This window comes from Campylobacter cuniculorum DSM 23162 = LMG 24588 (genome assembly GCF_002104335.1).
GTDB lineage: Bacteria > Campylobacterota > Campylobacteria > Campylobacterales > Campylobacteraceae > Campylobacter_D > Campylobacter_D cuniculorum.
In genome coordinates, this window is sequence record NZ_CP020867.1 from 1,335,478 (window position 1) to 1,360,972 (window position 25,495).

A 25,495-nucleotide genomic window follows, 5' to 3' on the forward strand; every position below is an offset into this window, starting at 1 on the left:
AGTGTAAAAATGGATAGAATTGTAGAAATAGAAAAATTTTCCCTTGATGAAAGTTATGAAAATTCTTTGCGTCCTTCGAATTTTGATTCTTATATAGGACAAGAAAAGATTAAAAAAAATCTTAATATTTTTATCAGTGCCGCTAAAAAAAGAGCAGAATGCTTAGACCATATCCTTTTTAGCGGACCTGCTGGACTTGGAAAAACAACTTTAGCAAATATCATTGCTTGTGAAATGGGAACAAATATCAAAACAACAGCGGCTCCTATGATAGAAAAAAGCGGGGATTTAGCAGCAATTTTAACAAATCTTAATGAAAAAGATGTGCTTTTCATTGATGAAATTCATCGTCTTTCTCCGGCGATTGAAGAGGTGCTTTACCCTGCAATGGAGGATTTTAGACTCGATATTATCATAGGAAGCGGACCTGCTGCACAAACGATAAAGATTGATTTGCCACAATTTACCCTTATCGGTGCAACAACAAGGGCTGGAATGCTTAGCAATCCTTTGCGAGACCGCTTTGGGATGCAATTTCGTTTGGAATTTTACAAGGATAGCGAACTCGCTCTTATCATTCAAAAGGCTGCTGTAAAATTGCATAAAAATTGCGATGAAAAAGCTGCTTTAGAAATCGCTAAAAGGTCACGTTCCACACCGCGTATTGCCTTAAGGCTTTTAAAAAGAGTGAGGGATTTTGCTGAAGTGAATGATGAAAACATCATAAGCGAGAAAAGAGCTATAGAAGCTTTAAATTCTTTAGGGGTCAATGAGCTTGGTTTTGATGCAATGGATTTAAAATACTTAGAGCTTTTAACAGCTTCTAAACAAAGACCTATAGGACTTGCAAGCATTGCCGCAGCTTTAAGCGAAGATGAAAACACGGTCGAGGAGGTCATAGAGCCTTATTTGCTTGCAAATGGCTATATTAAACGCACTGCTAAAGGGCGCATTGCGAGTGAAAAGAGCTACCGCATTTTGAATTTAAACTATGAAAGAACTTTATTTGATGAATGATGATTGACGCAAAATTTTCACACTAAAGAAATTGAAAAATAAGCTATAGATTTTCTTATATCTATAAAATTTTTATAAAAATACAAAATTATCTTTTATATTTTCCATAAAATTTAGCTTTTTAAAAATTTTATACAATTAATTTTTATTTAAAAATCAATTAAAATATTTTTAAGTTATAAATTTTCACTAAAATAAAATCATATTTTATTATGATAATACTTATTGATATATAAATAAATTATAATTCTTAATGTTAAAAAATAATATTATAAAGTTATTATATATGTAAAATATTATTTAATTTTGATAATAATTATAAAAATTTAGCTTAATTTAATTTTTAATTTGTATAATCATCAATCGATATTTCATATCAAAATTAAAAAGGAGGTTTAATTTGAAAACAAAAAATAAATCAATCGTTTATGAACAAAGTTTAAATAAAAATAGAAAATTCAAGCTTTGTCTTTTTGCTTTCTTTGCGTTAAATTCTTATGTGTTAGCCGAAGAAAAATATGAATTAAACGAAGTGGTTTTCAGTGCAAGCGGTTTTGAACAAGAGTTGATTGACGCACCTGCTTCAATTTCAATCATCACTAAAGAAGAGCTTGAGAAAAAACCTTTTAAAGATATAGGAGAAGCGATTGCGGATATTCCGGGCGTGGATATTACGATGAATAAAACGGGCACCTATGATTATAGCATACGAGGTTTTGGTTCAGAATACACTCTTGTTTTAATTGACGGAAAAAGACAAAGCGTTGCAAATGGTTTTTATAGCAATGGTTTTGGCGGAAGTGAGTCAGGATATTTGCCCCCTCTATCAATGATAGAGCGTATAGAGGTAATACGCGGACCTGCTTCAACACTTTATGGAAGCGATGCTGTTGGAGGTGTGATTAATATCATTACGAGAAAAAATCCTAATAAAACTGAAGCCTCTATCGAATTTAACACCCTTTTGCAACAGCATTCTAACAAATACGGAAACGCTGGCGGAATCAATGCTTATATTGCAACGCCGCTTATAGAGGATAAACTTTCAATTTCAGCAAGGCTTAAGTATTATGACAAGCAAGAATCAGATTTAAAATGGCCGACCCCGGTTTATAGAAATGGGCAACCAAGACCGGATAATTTTCAAATCGCATCTCATAGTCCGGGATATTTTACCTCTTTGGGTTTTGGGACAAGGCTTAATTATAGTGCAGACGATAAAAACAATATCTATTTGGATTTGGAGCGTTATATCAATGAAATTTCTGTTAATTCAACAAGTGGAAATGCCATTAAGAGTGAAAGGCAAATTTTTAAAGATAATATTGTTTTAAATCACGATGGAAGCTATGATTTTGGCACAACAAATTCATATGTGCAATACGGAAGCACCAAAGATCCAAATTATCATAGTCAAATTTACGTCGGCGAGAGTAAAGTCGTGTTACCTTGGGATTTGAAAAATTATGGAAATATGATAACAAGTTTTGGTGCAAGAGTGGATTATGAAACCTTAAAAAGTGATAGCAATAATCTTGTAGGCAAAGGTAAAAATGCAAGTCAAACCACAGCTGCACTCTATGGAGAAGATGAGTATTTCATCACTGATGATTTGATTTTTACGCTTGGTTTAAGATATATTTATAGCGATTTGTTTGGTTCAGAATTAACTCCTAGAGTATATCTTGTTTATCATGTTAATGACGATATTGCTTTAAAGGGAGGGATTGCTAAAGGCTATAAAACTCCTGCTGCAAAGCAACTCAACAATGGGTATTATAGTCTTAGTGCTACAGCCGCAAGTTTTGGGAATCCAAATTTAAAGCCTGAAAGAAGCATTAATTACGAGCTTGGAGTTGATTTTAATGTATTTAATTTTGCTCATTATTCTATAACAGGTTTTATCACAGACTTTGATAATAAACTAAGCACAGAAGTTTTAGCCGGAACTATTGATGGGATAAATTGCGATACACTGACTTGCTCAAGAGACATTAATATCGGTAAAACTCGAACCAAAGGAATTGAATTTGCTTTCAATACAAAAGCCTATGAGGGTTTTAGCACAAATGCCTCTTATACCCTAATGGATCATCGCTATAAAGAAGGGCAAAAGAATCCTTATGGTGGCGATAGAATCCCAAATCTACCGCGTCATATTGCAATGCTTAAACTCAATTATGAAAAAGGAAAATTTGATTCTTGGATTAAGGGAAGAGCAAGGCTTGATACCATTTCACAAGCAAAAGGTGGAGGGGGAAGAGCTTTACCTTGGGAGAAATATAAACCTTTTTATATAGTAGATGTGGGTGTGAATTATAAAATAGACAAACAATCAAGTCTAAGTTTTAGCATACAAAATCTTTTCGATAAAAATTTCTTTGAACCAAAAATCACAGGCGGCACTCCAGCACAACCAACAGGCTATCAAAACCGCTATCAAGACTATACTGAAGGGAGAAGTTTTTGGGTCAGTTATAAATATGATTTTTAATCGTTTCATAAGAATTCAGTAGAGAATTTTAAATTCTCTACGATTTGAAGTTTTTTTAAATTTTCAATGCTAAACTTGAATTTTTAATTGAAAAGTTTTAATCATCGAAAAATTTCTGATTTCATTTAAAATTTCAAATCACAATTTAAAATAAAATTTTATCTTAAAAAAACAATTTAAAAAATAAATCTTGTTTTTAGAATTTTTGCAAGGATTAAAAAAGACTATGAATCTTTATCTCTTGTGTTAAAACTCTAAAATTACATTTGAAAAACTTTGCAAAGTTCTCTTTCATAGGATTTATTGTGTTTGTTTTAAGTTTGGAATGTGAAAGTTCTGAAAAGGTTTTTCAAAGATATCCTAACGCGTTTTTCTATTGTAATCGGCTATATTTTTTAAAAGGAGATTCTTATGGGAGTTTATTTAAATATTTAATTTAATTAAAAATTTTATGTTAGAATAAAATATTATGGATTTATTAATTTTTTAAGGAGAAAAAATGAATTTTGAAGATCTTTTGCATAAAAGACATGCTTGTAAGCTTTTTAATGATAAAAAAATTAGCGATACAGATATGCGTTTTATCCTAGAAAGCGGGGTTTTAACGCCAAGTTCCAAAGGTTTTGAGCCATGGAAATTTATAGTGCTTGGTCAAAAAGAGCAAAATGAAGAGCTTTCAAAATTATGCTGGAATCAGCAAAATGTCGCCACAGCAAGCCACAATATCATCATTTTAGCGAGGACAGATTTACAAAGCAAAGATGAATTTTTACAAAAACAAATTCGTCGCTTTAGTGGTAGAAGTGAAGAAAATTTCCAAAAAATTTTAGCCACTTATACGCATTCATCAACAGATAAAATGAACAAAAAAGAGCTTTATCATTATGCTCAACTTCAATGTTATCTTGCTTTAATGCAAATGTCTTTAGCGGCTATGAGTCGCGGGATTGATACTTGTATGATTGGGGGATTTGAAAAAGAAAAAGTTGATGCCTTTTTAAAACTCAAAAAACCTTTTGAAACTGCTGTGATTTTGTCCTTAGGTTACAGAGCTAATGAGCCAAAATATGCAAAACAAAGACTAAAATTTGAAGAAGTGGTGGAATATCTATGAAAAAAGAATTAGAAATTTTTAAGACGCGTTATTCTTGCAGGAATTTTAAAAATGAAAGCTTAAAAGATGAGGAGCTTAAAACCCTCTTAGAATTTGCGAGATTAAGTCCAAGTTCTTTAGGGCTTGAGCCTTGGAAATTTATAGTTTGCAAAGATAAAACTAAGCTTGAAGAATTGAGTTTAATCGCAAATCATCAAGAACATGTTAAAAATGCTGCTGCTGTGATTATTATCGTTTCAAGACTCGATTTTGCCGAGTACTTTGAAGACAAACTTCGCAAAAGGGATATGAGTGAGGCTGAAATTCAAAAGCGTCTAAAATATAAAGATTTTTTAACTGCTATGAATCAAGAACAAAAACTCGCTTATGCAAGAGAACAAGCCCATATCGCACTCGCTTGCATACTTTATGGTGCAAATGCTTTAAATATAGCAAGCTGTCCTATAGGTGGCTTTGATAAAGACAAACTTGATGATTATCTTAAGCTTGAGACACAAAAACAAAGAGCAAGTATAATGATAGCTTTAGGATTGAGTGCTGATGAAAAAATTCCGCAAAAAGAACGTTTTAGTTTTGAGGAAGTTGTCGAATTTATATAAATACTTAAACAAGTCTTAAATTCTAAGACTTGTTTGAATCAAAATTTCACTTTGAAAATATGATGAGCTATTTTATCAAAAGGCTTTCTCAAATAAGGCTTATGAATGACCAAACCACCTAAAAGCCCTAAAACACTTCCTATGGCAACATCTTCAAGCCTTGCTCTGATAATCAAATCTTTATTAAGCTCCATTAAACTCGAAGCTTCTGCAAGATAAGTAACATAAGGGGTAACAAAAACCATTCCTAAAGCATAATTTCTCGTTACTACAAATTCTGTCATAAAAACTAAAAACATCATCAAAAGCACGAATAAAAAAGGATTGAATTCAATCCCTAAAAGCCACCACGCAAAAATCACTCCTAAAGCGGTTCCCAAAATGCGTTGAATTTGTTTAATCCAAACTGAATTTAAAGTAATGCCCTGCATAATTGCTGTGCAACTTACTGCCACCCAATAACTTCGCTCAAGTTCTAAAAATGCACCTAAAACCACAGCAAATCCCACAAAAGTTCCCATAATCACAGAATCAACGACGATAATATTAAATCCCAAATATCCTCTTGGTGGAATAGGCTTTGCTAAAGAGTTTTTAAAAAAATAAATCACGCATAAAGAATATAAAAAAGCAATTAAATTCGCAACCATAGTTCCTATGCAAACGATTCCTGTTAAAAAAATATAATCTTTAAGCTCAAAAGGAGAAAAGGCTCCGAGCAAACAAGCAAAAACAAAGAAAAAATACCCCGGAGTGCCTATATCGTAATAACGCACTAAAATAGAGCTTGTCGCTGCTACAAATGCTATTAAAAAAGGTGATAACAAAGGCAATAAATGAGTGAGAAGTCCTAGTAAAAAACAAAGAGTGATTCCAAAAGAGCAACACATCACAACTGCCATTCTATGATACATTGGAGTATTTGGGACATAAAGAAAAGCCATCACGCCTATCATAGCAATCAATCCCAAATCAATACGTTCATAATACGCACCCACACTCAAAACCATGCCAACACCCAAAGCCATAAAAAACGGCAATTGCCACACCCTTTCGGTGCTATTAAACATCAAAACATTTTTAACGTTTTCGACGATGATTTTTTTCATGTTCTAATTTGCCCCTCTCCGCTGATAAGATACTTATAAGTGCAAATCTCCTCTATTCCCATAGGTCCTCTAGCATGAAGCTTACTCGTAGAAATTCCAACCTCTCCTCCAAAACCAAATTCCCCGCCATCACTAAAACGCGTTGAAGCATTGACATAAACACAAGCTGAATGTATATATCTTTGAAATTTTGCAATATTTTTCACATCATTTGAAAGTATGGCTTCAGAATGAGAAGAACTGAATTCATTGATATGAGCTATAGCCTCATCACAATCTTTAACAAGTTTCACACTCATCTCGTAATCAAGCCATTCTTTTTTAAAATCCTCTTCATCTGCTAATAAAACTTCTAAATTAGAATCTTTAAAAAAATTCAAAGCATTTTGATGGGCGTGAATTTTAACCTTAAATTTTTCTAATTCACAAATTAAAAGATTAAAAAAATCTTTAGCGATATTTTTATGCACAAGCAAAGTTTCTAAAGCATTACAAACGCTCACTCTTTGGCATTTTGCATTGATAATAATATCCACAGCATTTTGCAAATTTGCACTCTCATCGACAAAAATATGGCACAAGCCTTTATCTTGTTTTATCAATGGAATTTTAGTGCTTTTAGCTAATTCTTGTATCATCGCAGTAGAGCCTCTTGGAATGATTAAATCAATCAAATCATCAAAGCTTAAAAGCTCCGAAAGCTCCTCTCTTTGAGAGAGCATTAAAAAACACTGCTCTAAACCATAATCTTTTAACAGCTCACAAACCAAAGCAAATAAAGCAAGATTAGTATTTTTAGCCTCGATTCCGCCTTTAAGGATGCAAGCATTTGAACTTTTAAGCATTAAAGCAATGATTTCAGCACTTAGGGCTGGACGTGCCTCATAAATGACGCAAATTAAACCGATAGGAATGCTGATTTTTTCGATTCTAAGCCCGGCATAATTCACCCAACCCTTATGCACCTTATAAATAGGATCTTCTAAAAATGCGATTTTTTCTAAACTTTTACAAAGGGCATTGAGTCGATTTTCATTGAGCAAAAGTCTATCTTTTAGGGCTGAATTTTTATTAAAATTGAGCAAATCTTTAGCATTAGCTTCTAAAATCACTTTGAAATTTTCTCTTAATTTTTGTGCCAAAGCTAAAATCATATCCTCTTTTTGCTTAGGGGTTAAATCAAGTAATTTTTGAGAATTTTTCTTGATATTTTGTATTAATTTTCGCACTTTTATCCTTTTTTTACAAAAAATTTGCTACATTAATTATTACATAAAAAATTAAATACCAAAGGTAAAATTATGAAAAAAATAGATTTAATTATCATCGGTGCAGGACCAGCAGGTATAGGCTGTGCTGTGGAAGCAAAGCTTCACAATAAAGAAGTTTTACTTTTAGAAAAAAGTAATAATATTTGCCAAACTTTAGTGCAATTTTACAAAGATGGCAAAAGAGTTGATAAAGCCTATAAAGGTTGCGATGGCACAAATTATAGTCATGTACCCTTTGAAGATGGGACCAAAGAAAGCACTTTAGAAACCTTTGAAAAAGCCTTAAAAGAACATAAAATTGAAGTGGAATTTTCAAGCGAAGTTGAAAATGTCAAAAAACAAAACGAAAATTTTATAGTCAGCACAAGCAAGGGCGATTATGAGTGCAAAAATATCATCATCGCCATAGGCAGAATGGGAAAACCAAATAAGCCTGATTATAAACTTCCCCTAACTCTTACAAAAATCATTAATTTTAATGCAAATTCAGTCCTTGGCAATGAAAAAATTCTCATTGTAGGGGGCGGAAATTCAGCGGCAGAATACGCTGTGGATTTATCAAATTCAAATAAAGTAAGCCTTTGCTATCGTAAAAAAGAATTTACAAGATTAAACGATATTAATCTTAAAGATATAAACAAGGCGGGAAATTCTGGCAAGGTGGAATTGAAGCTTGGTATAGACATTAACGAAGTTGAGGATGAAGGTGGTAAGGCTCGCGTGAAATTTAATGATGGCACAAATGAGCTTTATAATAGAATCATCTATGCAATTGGGGGTTCTACGCCACTTGATTTCTTGCAAAAATGCGGAGTAAGTGTTGATGATAAAGGTGTTCCTTTAATGGACGCAAATAAACAAAGCAATGTAAAAGGAATTTTTGTAGCTGGAGACATAGCAACAAAAAATGGTGCGAGTATAGTTACAGGACTTAATGATGCTGTGAAAATCATTGAAGTGCTTGATTGATTTTTGGGAATTTTTGATTCCCAAAAAGAAAACGAGATGATTTAAAAAACAATACTTTATACACTCATATAAAAAATTATTGCTCGCCAAATTATAAATCACTGCACTAAATCACAAATTTCTCAAAATACCAAAAAACAAAAATCTTTAAAAAACAAAATAAATTTTTATCGTTTTATTTTAAGCAAAAGAATAAAAAATTTATTTTGCTTTTCCCTCAAGTTCATAAAGCTTTTTTCTATCGCTTGAACTCGGTATTTTAAGTTGTTGCCGATATTTTGCTATGGTTCTGCGTCCTAAATTGATTTTAAATTCTGCTTGAATTAAATCCAAAATTTTACTATCGCTTAAAGGTTTGCTCGTGTTTTCATTTTTGACTAAATTGAGTATAAAATCTTTCACACTCGCATTTGAAGTTTCACCCTCTTCATCTAGAGCAAAAGCAAAAAAATCTTTCAAAGCAATCAAACCTCTCTCACAACTTAAATATTTATTTGAAATCGCTCTTGAAATTGTCGAGGCATTGCGTTCTAAATCGTCTGCAAGGTCCTTAAGCCTCATCGGTTTAATCTCTTTTCCTAAAAAAAATTCATATTGATGTTCAACAATCATCAAGCCGATTTTATATAAAGTCGCTTTACGCATCGCTAAGGCATCGACTAAATTCTTAGCCTCTTTGATATAATGGCTTAAAAATTCGTGATTTAAGCCATCGGCTTGAAAAGAAATTTCAGGGTAATACTCATCATTAATGCGGACTTTTATCTCATCATTTTCACGATAAATAAACAAATCCGGCACAATCTCTTGACTTTCTTCAAAATAATCCAAAAAAGGCGGGATATGAAATTTTTTTATCACAGCAATCGCTTCTTTATAAAGCTTTTCTTTTGTGTATTCTTGTATGTTTTCAAAATCCAAAATCAGCATTTTACAAAAATCATAAAGCTCATCGTCAAGCTCTAAATTCTCCAAAGCAAATAAAAAAGACTCCTTATAATTTTTTGCTCCAACACCCACCGGATCAAGAAATTTAAATCTTTGACGCACTCTTTCAATCTCTTCCTCACTTAGCCCCCCTAAAATCGTCTCATCATACTCAAAATACCCCTCATGACTTAAACATTCTATGATTTTATTTGCAAGTTCTTGGCTCTTCGCAGTAGGAAACAAAGGCGGAACAATTTGCTCACTTAAAAGCTCATAAACACTTTTTTGACTGATTCCCTTAGTTTCAACCCATTCTGAATTTGCACTACTTTTATAAAAAGAATCATAATAATTTTTTCCATTATTTTGCGTTTGAATGGATTGTTTAATATCAATGAAAGGATTTTCTTCTGCAAATTTATCTAAATTTTCTTTTAAGTCCTCGATATTAGCTTGTAAAATAGGCAACCAACTCCTCAAAGTTTGCGATATTTTATTTTTCGGGGCTAATTTTTGCTTTAACATCAGTCTAAGAGTTTAAACTCTGTTCCTAAATAATATTTTTTAACATCTTCGTTATTTGCAATCTCTTCAGCATTTCCACTTGCAAGTAAGCCTCCGGATCTTATAACATAGGCTCTATCACAGATTGCTAAAGTTTCACGGACATTATGGTCTGTGATTAAAATTCCTATATTAAGCTTTTTAAGCTCCTTAATCAAAGTCTGAATTTCAGCCACAGCAATAGGATCAACTCCAGCAAAAGGCTCATCGAGCAACAAAAATTTAGGCTCACACATTAAAGACCTTGCAATTTCACATCTGCGTCTTTCTCCTCCGCTTAAACTCAAGCCCTTTCTCAAACGAATCGGTTCTATACTCAAAAGCTCTAACATATTCTCCACCTTAGCTTGCAAGATTTTTTCATCTTTATAAAAAATCTGTGCCGCTAAAAGTAAATTGTCCTCAACGCTTAAATCCTTAAAAACACTGCTTTCTTGCGGTAAATATCCTATGCCCTTCCTCGCTCTTTGATTCAGCGGTTCTTTGGTAATATCCACTCCATCAAGCAAAACCCTACCACTACTTGGTGCAATCAATCCACAAATCATATAAAAAGTCGTTGTCTTCCCTGCTCCATTAGGTCCTAAAAGCCCAACAACTTCACCGCTATGAAGCTTTAAAGAGATCCCTTGAATGATTTTTGTTTTTTTAATGATTTTTTCTAAATTAATAATCTCAAGCTCACTCATAAATCACATACTTTCTTTTATCTTTTAAAAATTCAATCCTAACATTTAAACACTCAAACCCCATTTTTTCTAAAGCTTTTTTTAAAAAATCATCCCCCCATTCCACCAAATGCAAAGCCTCCTCATAAAAATTCTCAAACAAACCATTTTCTAAAATTCTCTCAAAAGTCGCTTGATAAAAATCATAATGATACAGAATTTTATCTTTATAATTGTATTTTTGCATTAGGGCAAAAGTCGGAGAGCTAACATCCTCTTTAAAACCCAAATACTTAGAAAATTCTCTCACTAAAGTGGTTTTACCGCTTGCTAAATCCCCGCGAAGCAAAATAATGCCTTGATTTGGAAGTTCTTTAAACAGCTCTTTGAGTTCATTTTGAGCTAAAATGAATTCTTTCATATTTTTTCCACATATTCATTTTGTGCATTTTTAGGAGTATTTTTTGTCGCAGGAAGGGCTAAAACCTTATAGTTTTGTGTTTTTTGATTTAATTCAAGCGAAATTATATCTCCGATTTTCACCTCTTTACTTGCCTTTGCAACAATACCATTAATCTTTACAACACCACTTTTACACATATCTTCAGAAATTGCACGTCTTTTAGTGATATTGACTGAATTTAAAAATTTATCAATTCTCATGGTTTAATTTTATCAAAAAAATTCAAATTTTTAAAGCCTTTTAAAACTTAATGGATACAAAATTCTAAAGATTTGATTTAAAATAAAAATTTATAAATTAAAATTTCTATTTTTCCAAACAATATTTAAAAACAAATTTCTAAACTCTTAAAACCGCAATTTATCATCAAAAAACCCAAATAAAACACATGACAAAATAAATATTATTGATTTGCTTTTTAAATGCATAAAAACGATATTTTTATCAAAACACTCTTCTTAAAAATTAAAATCCTAAGGCATTTTAATTAAATAAATTTTTTAATTTAAAATATGACTTAGAAATCTTTATAAGAATTTTTATAAATTGAGTTTGCAAAAATAGAGTTTATTTTTTAAAACAAGCTAAAATAATATAAATTTTATAAGCCAAATTTAAATCAAGCTTTTAAAATCAAAGATAAATCCAAAATTAATACATTTAAAAAAAATATTAATAAAATCACAATTTTCTTCCTAATACAAAATTAATTTTTATAAACCTCTATGACAAAAACTCAATTAAATTTCTCTCATTAAAAATCAATAACTCCAAAAAATAATATCCTAAAAAGCCCTAAAATTAATAGTTTCATAAAATATTTATAAAATTGGAACACTTATTGCTTTGTAGTTTCTAGCAATATTTTGAAAGGATTTAAAATGGGTTTTAGAATCAATACAAACATCGGTGCGTTAAACGCTCACGCAAATTCATTAGTCAATGCTAATGAACTTGACAAATCTCTCTCAAGACTCTCTTCAGGTCTTAGAATCAATTCAGCTGCAGATGATGCTTCAGGTATGGCTATTGCGGATTCTTTACGCTCTCAAGCTGCAACCTTAGGACAAGCTATCAATAACGGAAACGATGCAATTGGTATCTTGCAAACTGCAGATAAAGCAATGGATGAGCAACTTAAAATCTTAGATACAATCAAAACTAAAGCCACTCAAGCGGCTCAAGATGGACAAAGCTTAAAAACAAGAACAATGCTTCAAGCTGATATTAATCGTCTTATGGAAGAACTTGACAATATCGCAAATACAACTTCATTTAACGGCAAACAACTCTTAAGTGGTAGTTTTATCAACCAAGAATTCCAAATCGGTGCAAGCTCAAATCAATCCATCAAAGCCACCATAGGACCAACTCAAAGCTCTAAGATAGGGGTAACGAGATTCGAAACAGGGGACGCAGTTTTTGAGAGTGGAGTCGCTGGGCTTGTGATTAAAAACTATAACGGAATCGATGATTTTAGATTCAGAGACATTAGAATTTCATATTCAGTAGGAACAGGACTGGGAGCCTTAGCTGAAGAGATTAACAAATTTGCAGATAAAACAGGGGTAAGAGCCACTGCTGATGTAAGAACAATCAGTGCAGGAACTATCCTAGCGGGTAAAACAGGAAATGATTTTGCTATCAATGGCGTTGTTATAGGTTCGATAGAATTTAAAGCCGGTGATGAAAATGGCTCTTTAGTGGCTGCAATCAATTCTGTTAAAGATACAACCGGAGTGGAAGCCTCTGTTGATCAAGGTGGTCGCCTTGTTTTAACCTCAAGAGAGGGAAGAGGGATTAAAATTGATGGTCGCATTGATGGAGTAGCTTTAAACCGAGAAAATTATGGACGCCTTTCTTTGGTTAAAAACGATGGACGCGATATACTCTTAAGTGGAGCGGGAGTAAGCTTTACAGGATTTTACTCAACTCAATTCATCTCTCAAGGTTCTGTATCTTTAAGAGAATCTAAGGGAAGAATTGAAATGAATATGGCAGATGCTATGGGCTTTGGAACAGCCAGAAAAGAAAATGTAGCAATTGGAAAACCTTTTGCAACTTATTTAGCAGAAACTTTGGGTGTTGCTTCTTCAGAACTATCTGCTGCACTTGCTATGACTGTTGCCTTTGCTGCTACTTGGAGCACAATGAGTGCTGTTTTCTCTGGTGCTCATGGAGCTTATGAAGATATTTCTAAAATGCTTCAAGATGTTATGGGATATTCAGCATCAATAACTGGTGTAACAGGTGCTATTGCTTCATATGGTGTGCCTTATTTGGTTTCTGCAGGGTCAGGCTTCTCTGATGGTTCAGGTATGTCTCAATTTGCTCAACTTAGAGATAGTGGCATAAGTGCTATGAATAGAGGTTTTAACATCAAAGATGAAACTTCAGGTGTAACCACACTTAAAGGAGCTATGGCTGTGATGGATATCGTTGAAACTGCGACAACGAATTTAGACCAAATCAGAGCTGATATCGGTTCAGTGCAAAATCAATTGCAAGTTACTATTAACAACATCACTGTCACTCAAGTGAATGTCAAAGCGGCTGAAAGTCAAATCAGAGATGTGGATTTTGCTGCTGAAAGTGCAAATTTCTCTAAATATAATATCCTTGCACAAAGTGGCTCTTATGCGATGAGCCAAGCAAATGCTGTTCAACAAAATGTTTTAAGACTCTTACAATAAATTTTCTTTCAAATCAAGCTTACTCTTTGAGTAAGCTTTTAATCTTTTTAGAATTCTGGCTTAAGATTTTGTTTTTAAAACTTGAATTGAACTTTTTTAGCTTTGTTTTTTACAATTTTTCTTCAATGAAATTTTTAAAATTAAATCTAAGATACATTTGATTAAAATCTTTGGTTTAAAATTTTAAAAGGCTTTTTAAGTGAAGCAAAAATTTTATTCATCTTAAAAATTTAATTTTTATCCCTTGTGCAAAGAAAATTTAAATTTTTCTTAGCTTTTTTCTTAAATTTTTGTTTGTTTTTTATCTTAAGATAATCTTTGCTTTTAGCTCATATTCACTCACAGCTTTTTTAAATGATTTGATTTTTTACCCTTTGAGTTTAAAATCATTTAAATTTCTTGCAAAAAACTTAATAAAAACACAAAATCAAATCAAAACTTTTAATTTGATTTTGAAGTTTTTCAGCATAAGCTTTTCATTGATTTGAGTTATTTTTTGAGTTTTCAATAATTTTTAAAAACTCATTCATAAAATTTTTCTTTTTTCTAAAAATTCCCTCAAAGGCACAACAGAATTCTTTAAAACTTCATTTTGAGCATTCAATATCTCAACAATACTTTCAAACAAAGAATTATGGGCGTAAATCCAAGCAATGAGCTTATTTTGTCTTTCACTTTCATTTGTAATATCTCCAAAATAAAGCGGAGCTAAAACATTTTGTTCGTGATGAAAAGTAGGTCCTAAAATTTGTCTTACGGCAGAATACCGAGGAGTTTCGAGTTTGGTTTTAAATTTATCGATATTGAGATTGATTTCATCAAGAGTGAGTTTATTTTTATTGTTAAAAAGATTTTTAATCTGTCCTTGAATTTTTTTAGCCTCTTTGACGAGATTTTTACCTAAACTGATATTTTTTTTGATGATATTATATGCATTGAGAGCAATTTCGTTTTGTCTTTTACGTGGGAGTTTTTTAAGCTTTCTAAAAGGTTTTTTAAGCTCCTCATCAAGCAAGGTTTCACAAGCTTCTTTAAAAGGCATTTCTATAGTCCCTTCTATCCTTGCACCTCCTTCGGTGCAATTATAGAGTTTAACATAAGGATTATATGAATAATTTTCAAAAATTTGCCTAAAAAGAGTCCAAACTTGAGAGCTTTCCACTTGTCCTTGACCCCCATAAGCTGTGGTGGTGAATTTTCCAAAATCTCTTTCGTAATGTCCTTTATGTATGTTTAAATTTTGATAATCTTTAGTATGAGAATAGCCATCTTCACCATAAGCTAAATCTTGTCCGATTAAAAGTATATTTTTATAACCTAATCTCGCAGCAAATTCGTAAGCCATGTGAGCAACACTCATTCCTCCGCCTATAAAACCAAAATCATTAAGCTGCAAAGACATCAAAAAAGGTTGAGCTCTTTCAACGAGCATATATTCTCTTTTATTTTGTTCAAGATATTTAATGGAATTAGAATGGGTGAGAGAACAAGGTATAAACAAAATGTCTTTATCAAAAGCTCCAAAATCATTGTTAAAAAATTCTGAAGTTAAAGCACCTCTTTCTAAAGATAAAACATAATCAGGTTTGATATTATTCTTAGCTAAAATAGGATAAGAGCTATCGGCACAAAAAATTGCTGCTTTATTAGCATATTGCTTAAGCAAGGGAAGTTGTTTAGTCAGACTGGGACCAGTTGCTACGATGATAGCGGTTTTACCTAATCGAGATCTTTTTTTTATCAATTCTTTGAGACTTGGGTGGGTTATGGTTTTTGGTATATGTTGTATAGCATAATCGATACCTATTAAAACATCAATAGGATCATTGCCTTTAGTAAGACTTAATTTCATAATAATAGAGCTATTGAGTTTATTAAGTCTTAAAATATCCTCTTTATAAGCCTCATAAAAATCACAAGTTATATGAAGATTATAAGTTTTTAAAAACAAAGGATTGACTAAAGAAAAAATCTTTTGAATGATTCTTGGGTCTAAATCTTTGGTATGAATTATAATCAATCTTCCCGTAGCTATCTCTGAACTAAAGTCAATGAAATTTAAAGCCAAAAAGATAAGCTCAAGTTCATTTTCAAAAACCACAATTCTTCTATGGTTTTGATTTTTAAGCAAAGCTTTAAATAAAATTCCATTTCCAAAACCATAAAAAAAGAGTGCAGGATAACGAGCAAAAGGCTTGAGCTCTTCCAAACTTTTTTCTAGTTCTTCAACAGGATTTTTATACATTGTTTTAAGTGTTCTTTTTTGAATGATATTAATATCTAAATTATCTTTTCCAAAATTAAAACTAAAATCTCTTAATTCTTTTAAATTTTCAAGTTTTTCTTTAAGTTCTTTATAAGAATCTCCATTCATTGCTATTAAATTTTTTTTAAAATTTTCGCCGGTTTGCATTTTTACCCCTTTGTTGTAATTTCTAAATCCATATCGTCAAAATTCCATTTTTCTATAAACTTTTTAAGTCCTTGATTTTGCGTATCCAAATAAGCCAAAATTTCCACAAACCAACTTCCCAAATGCTCTAAAAAAACTTTTAATTTTTTTTCTTGCTCAAGATCTTTTAAAACCTCGTATCTTAAAACTTCGCATTCTTCGTGAAAATATAAAGGTATTAAAAGTTCATTAAATAATCTAAGTTTTTTGATTTTTTCGAAATGAACGAGTAATTTTTGTCTTATTGATTTTAAATTTTCTTCATCAACTTCTTGTTTTTTAAGTTCAGTTTCAAGTTTCTTAAGTTCAATTTTAACTCTCTCAATGAATTTTTGAGCTTGTATTATGCCATTTTGAATTTTTTCTTGAGTTTGCATTAGTTTTTTTCTAGCCTTTTTAGAATCTAAAATTTTTGCTCCCTCAAAAGGTTTTTTAAGCTCCTCATCAAGCAAGGTTTCACAAGCTTCTTTAAAAGGCATTTCTATAGCCCCTTCTATCCTTGCACCTCCTTCGGTGCAATTATAAGTTTGGATTTCTAATTTATGTTTTGCATAAAAAATATCTTCTTCAAATCTTTGTCTGAACATAGTCCAAACCAAAGAGCTTTCCACTTGTCCTTGACCCCCATAAGCTGTGGTGGTGAATTTTCCAAAATCTCTTTCGTAATGTCCTTTATGTATGTTTAAATTTTGATAATCTTTAGTATGAGAATAGCCATCTTCACCATAAGCTAAATCTTGTCCGATTAAAAGTATATTTTCAAATCTTAAAGCTGTGCAAAGCTCAAAAATCATATTAGCTACGCTAAATCCTACACCTAAATATCCAAATTCTTTAAGTTTCAAAGATACAGAAAAAGGTAGAATTCTAGAAACTATCATATAAGAGCATTTTTTTCTTTCTAGGTATTTTAAAGTATTTTTATGGACAACTGAAGCAAGTATAAACAAAATGTCTTTATCAAAAGCTCCAAAATTATTGTTAAAAAATTCTGAAGTTAAAGCACCTCTTTCTAAAGATAAAACATAATCAGGTTTGATATTATTCTTAGCTAAAATAGGATAAGAGCTATCGGCACAAAAAATTGCTGCTTTATTAGCATATTGCTTAAGTAAGGGAAGTTGTTTAGTCAGACTGGGACCAGTTGCTACGATGATAGCGGTTTTGACTTTAGATTTTCTTTGTTTTAAAAATTCTTGAAAAATTCCGTGAGTAAGCATTTTTGGGACATTTTGAATGGTGTGCTCAATGCCCTCCATAGAATCTTTAGGATCGTTCCCTGTTTTAAGCACAAAATTACAAATATAAGAAGTGATTTGAGTGTTAAGACTTTTAATCTGCTCACTGTAAAAATCAGCGTAAAAATCGCTATGGATATTTAAATCATAGGTCTTTACATAGCTTTTAACAACTTGATGTAAAAGTATATCAAGCTGCACTCCTGTGAGGTTTGGAGTGTAAAAAAGTATGAGTTTTTCATTTCTAAGCTCTTGAGTAAAATCAATGAAATGAAAAGCCAAAGCCAGAATTTCAAGCTCACTTTCAAAAATAATAATATGCTTGTGTTTTTCATTTTCAGCTAAAAGCTTGTAAAGCAAACCATTGCCAAAACCATAAAAAAATAAAATCGGATATTTTGAATAATTTTCTTTAAAAAAAGCCAAATCTTGTATGGTTTTTTCCATAGGATTTTCATAGAGTTTTACGCCTTGCTTATTGATGAAATTAAGCCCTGTTTCGTCTTGCTTTATCGTAAAATTATAGGGAGTTTGAAGCTTTCTTAGTTGATAGGCTAAAATTTCATCGACCTCAAAAAGTGCTTGAGTGTTAGCTAAAAAAAGTTCAGTTGAAAATCGCAATTTTATTCCTTAACGATTTTGTAGTTATATAGAAATTTATCTTTAAATAACTTTTCACAAATTTTCATTTAAAATATTCCTCTTTTAAAGCCTCGCCAAATTCAATATCTTTTGTAGCTCTCTTGCCTAAAATTTGGCGATAAAATTTAGGATGAAGTCCAAAAGAAGGACGCACACTTTTTACATTTTTTTCACTAAAAATTTCGCCTTTTTTTATATCCTTACTCGCATACAAACTTCTTGCAAAAACGCGGTTTTTAACAGCTTTTTCATTAAGCTTTAAAGAGCCATCACCTAAGGCTTTTTCTGCTTGTCTTACAGCATTGACCATTGTTTTAAATTCATCAAAATCAAGACTGAATTGATTGTCTTCGCTTGGTATATTTTTATCTAAGATAAAATGCTTTTCAATCACTCTTGCACCTAAAGCCACAGACAACACAGCAGCTAAATGCCCGCTACTATGATCGCTTAATCCAACCTCAACTCCAAATTTTTGCTTTAAGCTTTGTAGGGCGTTGAGATTTAAATCTTCTATTTTAGAGGGATAAGAAGAGGTGCATTTTAAAAAAAGTAAATTTTCATTTTGCTCTTCTTTGAAAATTCTACAAAGTTCTTCAAGTTCAAATTCATCAGCAATTCCCGTTGAAATCAAAGTGGGTTTATGTTCTTTAGCGACAAAACGGACAAATTCAAAATCATTTGCTTCAAAGGAGGCAATTTTATAAGCAATGGGGTCAAATCTTTTAAGAAATTCCACATCTTCTTTGCTAAAAGGGCTTGAAAAACATAAAATCCCCTCATCTTGTGCAACTTCAAAAAGTTGAGAATGCCATTCATAAGGCGTTTTTGCGTTTTCATAGAGTTCGTAAAATTTGCGTTTATCCCAAAGTCCTCCCTTAATGATAAAATCTTCTTTATCACAATTAAGAGTCAGACTATCTGCAGTATAGGTTTGAAGTTTAATGGCATTTGCACCAGCTTTTTTAGCCGCTTTTATGGTTTGAATAGCTGTTTCTAAGCTTCCTGCGTGATTGGCTGAAAGTTCAGCGATGATAAAAACTTCTTTATTTGTATCAAAATCAGCAATTTTCATAAATATCCTTGAATTTATAAACCCATTTCATTGCGTTAAAATGAGTTGAGATTTTCAAAATCGGCATATTTTTTGATTTTTGTTTAACCTCGCGTCAATTTTAAACTATGATTTTTTCCATAAAATCAAAAAGCACAAATTGCACAAAACCCATTTTATTTTTAAATTAAGCTATGATTTTAATTTTTAGAATTTTGCCATAGTTTTTATTAATTCCTTATTTAATTTAAGCAATTTTTATTCCTAATCTGCATTGCTCGTTTGAAAATTTTCAAAAGAATGTAAAATTTGATTGTTTTACCCAAAAATTATACGCGTTTTCTTAAAACAAAGCATTTCATTGGTGAAAAATCGCCTATTGCTGGTAATTTTGCACTCAAAAGATTGAGCTTTGAATTATAATCAACAACATCACTCATTAAAGCATTCAATGTCCTTGAGATTAAATAATAAGTACTTGCGAAATTATCAATCTTCTCACACACAAAATCTTCTTTCACAAATTCTAGCAATTCTTTTTCTTTAAAATAGCAATTATGCCACCGCACCGCAATAGGTTCTAATCCGAATCTCTCCCTTACATCATTGAGATTTTTTAGAGCATCTAATGTGTTTTCAATACACAAAAAAATGCCGTCTTTTTTCAAAAAAGAAGCAATATTTTTTATGGCTTTCTTTTGTGCTTGAAAATTTCTAAGATTAATCAAGCAACGTGTGCTTACAACCTTATCAAAACTTTGTTTTTCAAAAAGATTTTGCTCTAAAATATCAGCTTGTTTAAAAGTGATTTTAAGTTGAGGATTTTGCTTTAAAAGCTCTGAACGCACCGCATTTGCTGCCTTTATCATTTGCCCAGAAAAATCAATCCCCACATAATCGCACTCTAAATTCACAACCAAACTTTTTGCTTTCATGCCATTACCACAGCCGACATCACAGATTTTATCCCATGAAGATAAATAGTGCATAAGCGTCTCAATCTCAAGCTCAAAAGCGATAGAATCGGGCGAAGTTGCGAGAGAGGAATTATGAAATTTCAAAGCCTGATTCTCCCAATATTCTTTAATATGATCATGCATGATAAATCCTTTCAAAAGAAGTTAAAAAAGTAGAAGAAAATTCCCCGCTAAGAATGTGATTTTTGTAAATTTTAAGCGGACTTAATTGCGTATTAAAAAATAATTTTGCAAGAATATAATTTTCAAAGTATTTTTTAAAATACTCTTTAGAAAAGCAGTGATTGTTTAGGATTTTTTGCCACGAAAAAATCCTAAAAAAGAGCAAAATAACTAGGGCTTCACCCCCCCCCGCAGAACAACTCATTAAGAGTACTTTTGCATCTTTGATTGATTTTTCACCCACGACTTGAAAGCCAAATTTCTTGTGCAAATTTATGACTTGTTTGTTGTGTGAAAACACCTCAAGGCATAATTCCTGCACTCTTAAAACATAAAACGCATAAAAGAGGCTCACCTGCTCTAGTGTGCGCCCCATTCCGCTTATGTCCGGATTGCCAAAGAATCCAAACTCCGCCCTCTCTTTGCTTTTTGTAAAATTAATGCTTCCCAAAAATCTCTGATGGAATCTTAGAACAAAGTATTCTTTACATAAATTGCCCCTTAGGGATTCCACGAATGCGCAATGCTCTTTAAAACCTATGGTGTGTCGCGTGTAGAAGTTTGCGTTAATACGTGGATCGTTGCGGTAGTTTAGAATCTCTTTTTGTTGTGTCGCATTTAAAAAGACATAATTTTCTAGCTCTATAATAAGACTAGAAATTACCCCCCCCCCCGCAGAAGAGGCGGATTCTGCATAGATTTTTAGAATAAACTTTTTGCCATCTTTGTAAAAAAACGCTGGAAATTCCTCATTGCTGACAATACGCAATAAATTAAACTGCTCATCTAGGCTCTTTGCAGGATTTAATTCACTATCTTTTGGACTTCTCTTAGGATAGAAACTCTCCTCTCCACTCTGTGCCTTTGGGCTTAAATGAGGAAATTTTTCCAAAAATTCCAAACAGAGTTTTTGACACATCTCTGCTTGCTTCTGACGCAATTCCTCATAAAGCTCTAAGCCACTTAAATGCAGAGTTTCTTGCAGATAAATCTCTCCGCTATCCACCGCACTTGAAGCGTTAAAAAGACTAAAAACAATCTCCCTTTTACCCTCAAGCACTTGCCAAAACATCGGCGACCAACCCTTGCCTTTGGGCAAGGCTGAAGCATGAACGACTAAATTGTATTTGTGCTTGTCTAAGAATGTTCTATCTAAGATTTTATGATAAGAGAGTATGAAAACAAGCTCAAAAGATTCCACCATTTCTGTGCTGTCAAAATATAATTTTGCATATGGAATCTTTTCTGCAAGTTGCTCTGCATAGGGGATAAACCATTGATTAGGCGCAGTGAGAATCGCGATTTTCATTGCCTAATCCTTTAAAAAATCTTAAATTTAAGTTACAAAAAAGGTAAATCCCCCCCCCCATTGCTTAAACTTATATAAAACATTTTTTCATCCTCTTTATAAATTTCAAAAGCATTTTTAAGATATAAATTCAAAGCTTTTTCATTGTGTTTAAATACGCAAGCTTTGATTTTTCTAACCTTTAAAATCCCAAAAGCATAGTTTTTTAACTCATCCATTAAAATTTGCCCCTTGCCTTTAAGATAAGGATTAGCATAAAGCCCAAATTCACAAGATTCTTCACAAATATCTATGAAATTGATTACTCCGATAGGCTCATCTTTGTCAAAAACTAAAAAATATTTTTTATCATTAAGAATTTTAAGTTTATCGAAAAAAGTTAAATGCTCATTCAAAGAAATTTTTTGATTCTTTGTAAAATGAGCTATATTCGGGTCGTTACGCCAAGCCAAAACCAAATAAAATTCACTCTTATTTAAAGAAGTAAAATTCTTAAGCTCTATCATAATTTATACTCCACTTCATAGCCTTTTTGGGTAAGCCAAGCGGCAATTTTTTGTTGATTTTTAGCAAGACAAATGGCTTTAAAATTTGCCTTTAAAATTAAAGCTTCATTGACCAAAGAACTTGCACTGATAATGAGTTTATCGCTTTCATTCATTAATTGAGCTAAATTTTCATAATCAACAAAAAGTTTAACATTAGGATTTTCATTGACAAAATTCATAAGTTTTGTAAGATTTTTGTTAGAACTGCTTGTTGCAAGGGCGATTTTTTTATCTTTTGGTAATTCTAAAATCAAATCAATAGATAAATTCTTAACATCCGTTGCACCCAAACAAACAAAAAAATCATAAATCTTTTCTCGCTCTTTCTTGCTCTCTTCATAAAATTCATCTCGTATCAAAGCATAAGAAAAACCACATCTTAGCTCACATTTAAAAGGCACTAAACCTTCATAATCACTCGCCTTTGCATAGGCATTGACATTGAGCAAAATATCACAATGATGAGGCTTAAGCTCATCATCAAAGCTTAAAATTTTTACTCCTGTTTCGTATTTTATGAGTTTTTCATCATCAGCATTGATTCCATAATGGTCGATAATTAAAAGTTCAAATTTTTGATTTTTAATCAGATTGACAAGCTCGTAAATGCTCTCACTTTCTAGCTCAAAAACCGGATAAGGAATTTCATCAATCAAAGAACCCTCCAAATCCAAACACGCAAAAGACACATCTTCGTATTGTTTTGCAAAAATAAGATCGCGTTTAATGTGTCCAAAACCGATTTCACTTGAGCTATCACTCCTAAAAAGAACTTTCATATCATCCTTATTTCTAAAAATTTATTTCAAAGTTTAGCAAAAAAGTCATTAGGATTAGATAAAAATTTGCTCCCTCTTCTCTCCTTCTCTCTCTATTTTATTAAAATTTCACATTCGACTTAATTTTAATTAAAAACAAACTTCATAAAGCCTTAACGCATTCTTTGAAAACCTCTCCTCTGTGTGCATAAGAATTAAATTGATCTAAACTCGCACAAGCTGGACTTAATAAAGCCACCTCTTCTTTTTTAAGCTCCTTTGAAATTTCATTGACTGCTTTGCTTAAAATTTCGCATTTTACCGCTTTTATACCATGTTTAAGGGCATAAGCCATCATTTTATCGCTGCTTATTCCTATAACATAGATTTGAAGGTTTAATCTACGCATAAATTTAAAAAGTTCATTCAAATCCACACCCTTATCATCACCGCCGATAATGAGATGAATTTTTTTATCTTTATAACGATTGAGAGCTTGCATTAAGGCATCTTCATTAGTAGCCTTAGTATCATTAACCCAAAGTCTATTGTATCTATCATAAAATTCTTCAAGCTTGTTTTTTTCCATAACAAAATCGTTTAAAAGCTCGTAACTTGCAGTATCTAAAAGGATTTTTTCTATACTTAAAGCCATAACAGCATCGAGTAAAAATGGGGTCTTAAAATGAATTCGCCTACTATCAATCCCAAATTTTTGAGCCAAATCTTCTTCATTTTTATAAGTGATGATATGAGCCTTAGAATTTGTCTTGGCATAGAGTTCAGGTAAAATCGCAACATCATTCTCGCACATACGCTCTAAAACACTCAATTTGTCCCTAACATAGGCTTCAAAACTTCCATGCCAAGAAATATGATCAGGCGTTATAGGCAAGAGTGCGTAAATTTCAGGCTTAGCGATATGAGTGTAGTGTAAAGTAAAAGAAGAGGTTTCAAGTATCCAAAGCTTTGCATAGCTATCAAGTTCAGCTAAAGGTATGCCAACATTTGCACCCATTTGTGAGCCGATTTTAGCTAAAAGTTGTTGAGACATTTGCGTTGTCGTGGTTTTGCCGTTTGTTCCGCTAATCCATACACTTCTTGGCATCACATCATAGAAAAAATCATATTCACTTTGAAGATTTTTAGCTCTAAGAATCAAAGTATGCTCTCTTGGAAAGCCCGGGCTAGGAATTTCAAGTTTGCTTAGCTCTTCATCAAATTCACTCACAGGCAAAAAAGTGTTGCCAAATTCATCTTGTGAAATTTCACTAAAACAATCATCATAAATATCAAAACCTCCAAATTTTTTTGCCAAAGCCTTTGTGGTTTTTCCGTATCCAAAGAGTGATTTTTTCATCTTATTTTGATTGACGCTAGAGCAATTAAATTTGAGAGAAGAGCTATCATCCAAAAACGGACAATGATTTTATTTTCCACCCAACCTGCTTTTTCAAAATGATGATGAATCGGTGCCATTTTAAAAACCCTTTTATTAAAAATTTTAAAACTCCCCACTTGTAAGATGACAGAAATGGTTTCTAATACAAAAACAAAGCCTATGAGTAAAAGCAAAATTTCATTTTTGCTAATAATGGCTAAAAAACCTATAAAAGCTCCTAAACTTAAGCTTCCACTATCTCCCATAAAAATTTGTGCAGGGTAACAATTATACCACAAAAAGCCCATTAAAGCTCCAATCAAAGCAGCACATACAATCACAACTTCGCCTAAACCTTGAATTTTAGGTAAAAGCAAATACTCGCTATAATTTAAATTTCCACTCAAATAAAGAAAAATTCCTAAACTTGATAAAGAAAAAATCGAAGGAACGGTAGCAAGTCCATCAAGTCCATCGGTCAAATTGACAGCATTAGAGCTTGAAATGAAGACCAAAATCCAAAAGAAAAATGCAAAGATACCCATATCAAAAAGCGGATGCTTATAAAAAGGGAGATAGAGTTCGGTATTAAATTCAGCACTTAAATACAAAGGAATGATACAAATCACACTTGCAAGAATTTGTAATATAAATTTTACTCTTGCACTCAATCCACAATGATTGTCTTTTTTAAGGATTTTTCCTAAATCATCAATGAGTCCAATCAAGCAAAAAAGCACAAGGCACAAAATTGCACAAATTGTAAAAACATTATCAAATTTCACACAAAACAAACTTGCAACAATCGCACAACTGATAAAAACAAGTCCGCCCATTGTCGGAGTATCATTTTTGTTTTGATGATTTTGAGGGGCGTATTTATAAATGGGTTGATTTGCTTTTTTCGCCTTCGCCCAAAGTATAAACCTGGGCATTAAAAACAAGCTCAAACACAGAGCAATAAAAAATGCAAAGCCCGCTCGCACACTAATATAGCTAAAAAAAGCATAATTGCTAAGTTCGGAAAGATAATACAAAATTTAAGCCTTTTTTGGTTTTTGAAAGTTTAATTTTAGTAAAATA

General features: G+C 32.1%; 21 protein-coding genes. 6 read left to right on the forward strand and 15 right to left on the reverse strand.

Features of this window, described 5'->3' with window-relative positions:
- Positions 1-9: 9 nt before the first annotated feature.
- The 4 genes from ruvB (at position 10) to CCUN_RS06645 (ending at position 5,224) form a co-directional block, all read left to right on the forward strand.
- On the forward strand, positions 10-1,017 hold the full coding sequence (ruvB, locus tag CCUN_RS06630) for a Holliday junction branch migration DNA helicase RuvB (RefSeq protein ID WP_027306515.1): 1,008 nt from the start codon (positions 10-12) through the stop codon (positions 1,015-1,017).
- Between the two features lie 499 nt (positions 1,018-1,516).
- Entirely contained in the window at positions 1,517-3,511 is a 1,995-nt protein-coding gene (locus tag CCUN_RS06635; RefSeq protein ID WP_088245190.1) for a TonB-dependent receptor domain-containing protein, read from the forward strand.
- Between the two features lie 499 nt (positions 3,512-4,010).
- Complete coding sequence (locus CCUN_RS06640; RefSeq protein ID WP_027306517.1) at positions 4,011-4,625, forward strand: NAD(P)H-dependent oxidoreductase; 615 nt, start codon at positions 4,011-4,013, stop codon at positions 4,623-4,625.
- Complete coding sequence (locus tag CCUN_RS06645; RefSeq protein ID WP_027306518.1) at positions 4,622-5,224, forward strand: nitroreductase family protein; 603 nt, start codon at positions 4,622-4,624, stop codon at positions 5,222-5,224. Before CCUN_RS06640 ends, CCUN_RS06645 begins: the two co-directional genes overlap by 4 nt.
- Positions 5,225-5,262: 38 nt before the next feature.
- On the opposite strand, the gene CCUN_RS06650 is transcribed toward CCUN_RS06645, so the two are convergent.
- Positions 5,263-6,333 (reverse strand): FUSC family protein, encoded by a 1,071-nt coding sequence (locus CCUN_RS06650; protein WP_027306519.1) that lies wholly within the window; start codon positions 6,331-6,333, stop codon positions 5,263-5,265.
- Positions 6,330-7,562 (reverse strand): glutamate-5-semialdehyde dehydrogenase, encoded by a 1,233-nt coding sequence (locus tag CCUN_RS06655; RefSeq protein WP_027306520.1) that lies wholly within the window; start codon positions 7,560-7,562, stop codon positions 6,330-6,332. The genes CCUN_RS06650 and CCUN_RS06655 overlap by 4 nt, the downstream gene beginning before the upstream one ends.
- A 72-nt stretch (positions 7,563-7,634) precedes the next feature.
- On the opposite strand from CCUN_RS06655, the gene CCUN_RS06660 reads away from it, so the two are divergent.
- Complete coding sequence (locus CCUN_RS06660; RefSeq protein ID WP_027306521.1) at positions 7,635-8,573, forward strand: NAD(P)-binding domain-containing protein; 939 nt, start codon at positions 7,635-7,637, stop codon at positions 8,571-8,573.
- Positions 8,574-8,774: 201 nt separating this feature from the next.
- Here CCUN_RS06660 and CCUN_RS06665 read toward each other — a convergent pair whose 3' ends face one another.
- The 4 genes from CCUN_RS06665 to CCUN_RS06680 are packed head-to-tail and all read right to left on the reverse strand — an operon-like array spanning position 8,775 to position 11,398.
- The gene (locus tag CCUN_RS06665; protein ID WP_027306522.1) at positions 8,775-10,028 is read right to left on the reverse strand and encodes an RNA polymerase factor sigma-54; all 1,254 of its coding nucleotides are present in this window, start codon (positions 10,026-10,028) and stop codon (positions 8,775-8,777) included.
- Positions 10,028-10,756 (reverse strand): LPS export ABC transporter ATP-binding protein, encoded by a 729-nt coding sequence (gene lptB / locus CCUN_RS06670; RefSeq protein ID WP_027306523.1) that lies wholly within the window; start codon positions 10,754-10,756, stop codon positions 10,028-10,030. The genes CCUN_RS06665 and lptB overlap by 1 nt, the downstream gene beginning before the upstream one ends.
- On the reverse strand, positions 10,749-11,156 hold the full coding sequence (gene tsaE / locus CCUN_RS06675) for a tRNA (adenosine(37)-N6)-threonylcarbamoyltransferase complex ATPase subunit type 1 TsaE (RefSeq protein ID WP_027306524.1): 408 nt from the start codon (positions 11,154-11,156) through the stop codon (positions 10,749-10,751). The genes lptB and tsaE overlap by 8 nt, the downstream gene beginning before the upstream one ends.
- Positions 11,153-11,398 carry an RNA-binding S4 domain-containing protein gene (locus tag CCUN_RS06680; protein ID WP_027306525.1) on the reverse strand — a complete coding sequence of 82 codons (246 nt, stop codon included), beginning with the start codon at positions 11,396-11,398 and terminating at the stop codon, positions 11,153-11,155. The genes tsaE and CCUN_RS06680 overlap by 4 nt, the downstream gene beginning before the upstream one ends.
- Positions 11,399-12,079: 681 nt before the next feature.
- On the opposite strand from CCUN_RS06680, the gene CCUN_RS06685 reads away from it, so the two are divergent.
- Positions 12,080-13,891 carry a flagellin gene (locus CCUN_RS06685; RefSeq protein ID WP_027306526.1) on the forward strand — a complete coding sequence of 604 codons (1,812 nt, stop codon included), beginning with the start codon at positions 12,080-12,082 and terminating at the stop codon, positions 13,889-13,891.
- A gap of 526 nt (positions 13,892-14,417) precedes the next feature.
- On the opposite strand, the gene CCUN_RS06695 is transcribed toward CCUN_RS06685, so the two are convergent.
- From CCUN_RS06695 to mraY, 9 genes are all read right to left on the reverse strand, one after another.
- Positions 14,418-16,304: a motility associated factor glycosyltransferase family protein gene (locus CCUN_RS06695; RefSeq protein ID WP_027306528.1), complete on the reverse strand. Its 1,887-nt coding sequence runs from the start codon at positions 16,302-16,304 to the stop codon at positions 14,418-14,420.
- Positions 16,305-16,306: 2 nt separating this feature from the next.
- Positions 16,307-18,202: a motility associated factor glycosyltransferase family protein gene (locus CCUN_RS06700; RefSeq protein WP_035176014.1), complete on the reverse strand. Its 1,896-nt coding sequence runs from the start codon at positions 18,200-18,202 to the stop codon at positions 16,307-16,309.
- Between the two features lie 64 nt (positions 18,203-18,266).
- Positions 18,267-19,298: a pseudaminic acid synthase gene (gene pseI, locus CCUN_RS06705; protein WP_027306530.1), complete on the reverse strand. Its 1,032-nt coding sequence runs from the start codon at positions 19,296-19,298 to the stop codon at positions 18,267-18,269.
- Positions 19,299-19,606: 308 nt separating this feature from the next.
- Positions 19,607-20,377, reverse strand: a complete 771-nt coding sequence (locus tag CCUN_RS06710; RefSeq protein WP_027306531.1) for a class I SAM-dependent methyltransferase — start codon at positions 20,375-20,377, stop codon at positions 19,607-19,609.
- Positions 20,370-21,725 carry a UDP-4-amino-4,6-dideoxy-N-acetyl-beta-L-altrosamine N-acetyltransferase gene (pseH, locus tag CCUN_RS06715; protein ID WP_085296668.1) on the reverse strand — a complete coding sequence of 452 codons (1,356 nt, stop codon included), beginning with the start codon at positions 21,723-21,725 and terminating at the stop codon, positions 20,370-20,372. Before pseH (CCUN_RS06715) ends, CCUN_RS06710 begins: the two co-directional genes overlap by 8 nt.
- Positions 21,726-21,757: 32 nt before the next feature.
- Positions 21,758-22,231: a UDP-4-amino-4,6-dideoxy-N-acetyl-beta-L-altrosamine N-acetyltransferase gene (gene pseH, locus CCUN_RS06720; protein ID WP_027306535.1), complete on the reverse strand. Its 474-nt coding sequence runs from the start codon at positions 22,229-22,231 to the stop codon at positions 21,758-21,760.
- The gene (pseG, locus tag CCUN_RS06725) at positions 22,228-23,052 is read right to left on the reverse strand and encodes a UDP-2,4-diacetamido-2,4,6-trideoxy-beta-L-altropyranose hydrolase (protein WP_027306536.1); all 825 of its coding nucleotides are present in this window, start codon (positions 23,050-23,052) and stop codon (positions 22,228-22,230) included. Before pseG ends, pseH (CCUN_RS06720) begins: the two co-directional genes overlap by 4 nt.
- A 142-nt stretch (positions 23,053-23,194) precedes the next feature.
- Positions 23,195-24,391: a UDP-N-acetylmuramoyl-L-alanine--D-glutamate ligase gene (gene murD / locus CCUN_RS06730; RefSeq protein ID WP_027306537.1), complete on the reverse strand. Its 1,197-nt coding sequence runs from the start codon at positions 24,389-24,391 to the stop codon at positions 23,195-23,197.
- Positions 24,388-25,449, reverse strand: coding sequence for a phospho-N-acetylmuramoyl-pentapeptide-transferase (mraY, locus tag CCUN_RS06735; protein WP_027306538.1), 1,062 nt, complete (start codon positions 25,447-25,449; stop codon positions 24,388-24,390). Before mraY ends, murD begins: the two co-directional genes overlap by 4 nt.
- Positions 25,450-25,495 lie beyond the last annotated feature (46 nt).

Bases quoted from the DNA above. Each gene is read 5' to 3' on its own strand.
- ruvB (WP_027306515.1), top strand. From the start codon at position 10: ATGGATAGAATTGTAGAAATAGAAAAATTTTCCCTTGATGAAAGTTAT.
- CCUN_RS06640 (WP_027306517.1), top strand. From the start codon at position 4,011: ATGAATTTTGAAGATCTTTTGCATAAAAGACATGCTTGTAAGCTTTTT.
- CCUN_RS06645 (WP_027306518.1), top strand. From the start codon at position 4,622: ATGAAAAAAGAATTAGAAATTTTTAAGACGCGTTATTCTTGCAGGAAT.
- CCUN_RS06650 (WP_027306519.1), bottom strand. From the start codon at position 6,333: ATGAAAAAAATCATCGTCGAAAACGTTAAAAATGTTTTGATGTTTAAT.
- CCUN_RS06660 (WP_027306521.1), top strand. From the start codon at position 7,635: ATGAAAAAAATAGATTTAATTATCATCGGTGCAGGACCAGCAGGTATA.
- CCUN_RS06665 (WP_027306522.1), bottom strand. From the start codon at position 10,028: ATGTTAAAGCAAAAATTAGCCCCGAAAAATAAAATATCGCAAACTTTG.
- lptB (WP_027306523.1), bottom strand. From the start codon at position 10,756: ATGAGTGAGCTTGAGATTATTAATTTAGAAAAAATCATTAAAAAAACA.
- tsaE (WP_027306524.1), bottom strand. From the start codon at position 11,156: ATGAAAGAATTCATTTTAGCTCAAAATGAACTCAAAGAGCTGTTTAAA.
- CCUN_RS06680 (WP_027306525.1), bottom strand. From the start codon at position 11,398: ATGAGAATTGATAAATTTTTAAATTCAGTCAATATCACTAAAAGACGT.
- CCUN_RS06685 (WP_027306526.1), top strand. From the start codon at position 12,080: ATGGGTTTTAGAATCAATACAAACATCGGTGCGTTAAACGCTCACGCA.
- CCUN_RS06695 (WP_027306528.1), bottom strand. From the start codon at position 16,304: ATGCAAACCGGCGAAAATTTTAAAAAAAATTTAATAGCAATGAATGGA.
- pseI (WP_027306530.1), bottom strand. From the start codon at position 19,298: ATGAAAATTGCTGATTTTGATACAAATAAAGAAGTTTTTATCATCGCT.
- CCUN_RS06710 (WP_027306531.1), bottom strand. From the start codon at position 20,377: ATGCATGATCATATTAAAGAATATTGGGAGAATCAGGCTTTGAAATTT.
- pseH (WP_085296668.1), bottom strand. From the start codon at position 21,725: ATGAAAATCGCGATTCTCACTGCGCCTAATCAATGGTTTATCCCCTAT.
- pseH (WP_027306535.1), bottom strand. From the start codon at position 22,231: ATGATAGAGCTTAAGAATTTTACTTCTTTAAATAAGAGTGAATTTTAT.
- pseG (WP_027306536.1), bottom strand. From the start codon at position 23,052: ATGAAAGTTCTTTTTAGGAGTGATAGCTCAAGTGAAATCGGTTTTGGA.
- murD (WP_027306537.1), bottom strand. From the start codon at position 24,391: ATGAAAAAATCACTCTTTGGATACGGAAAAACCACAAAGGCTTTGGCA.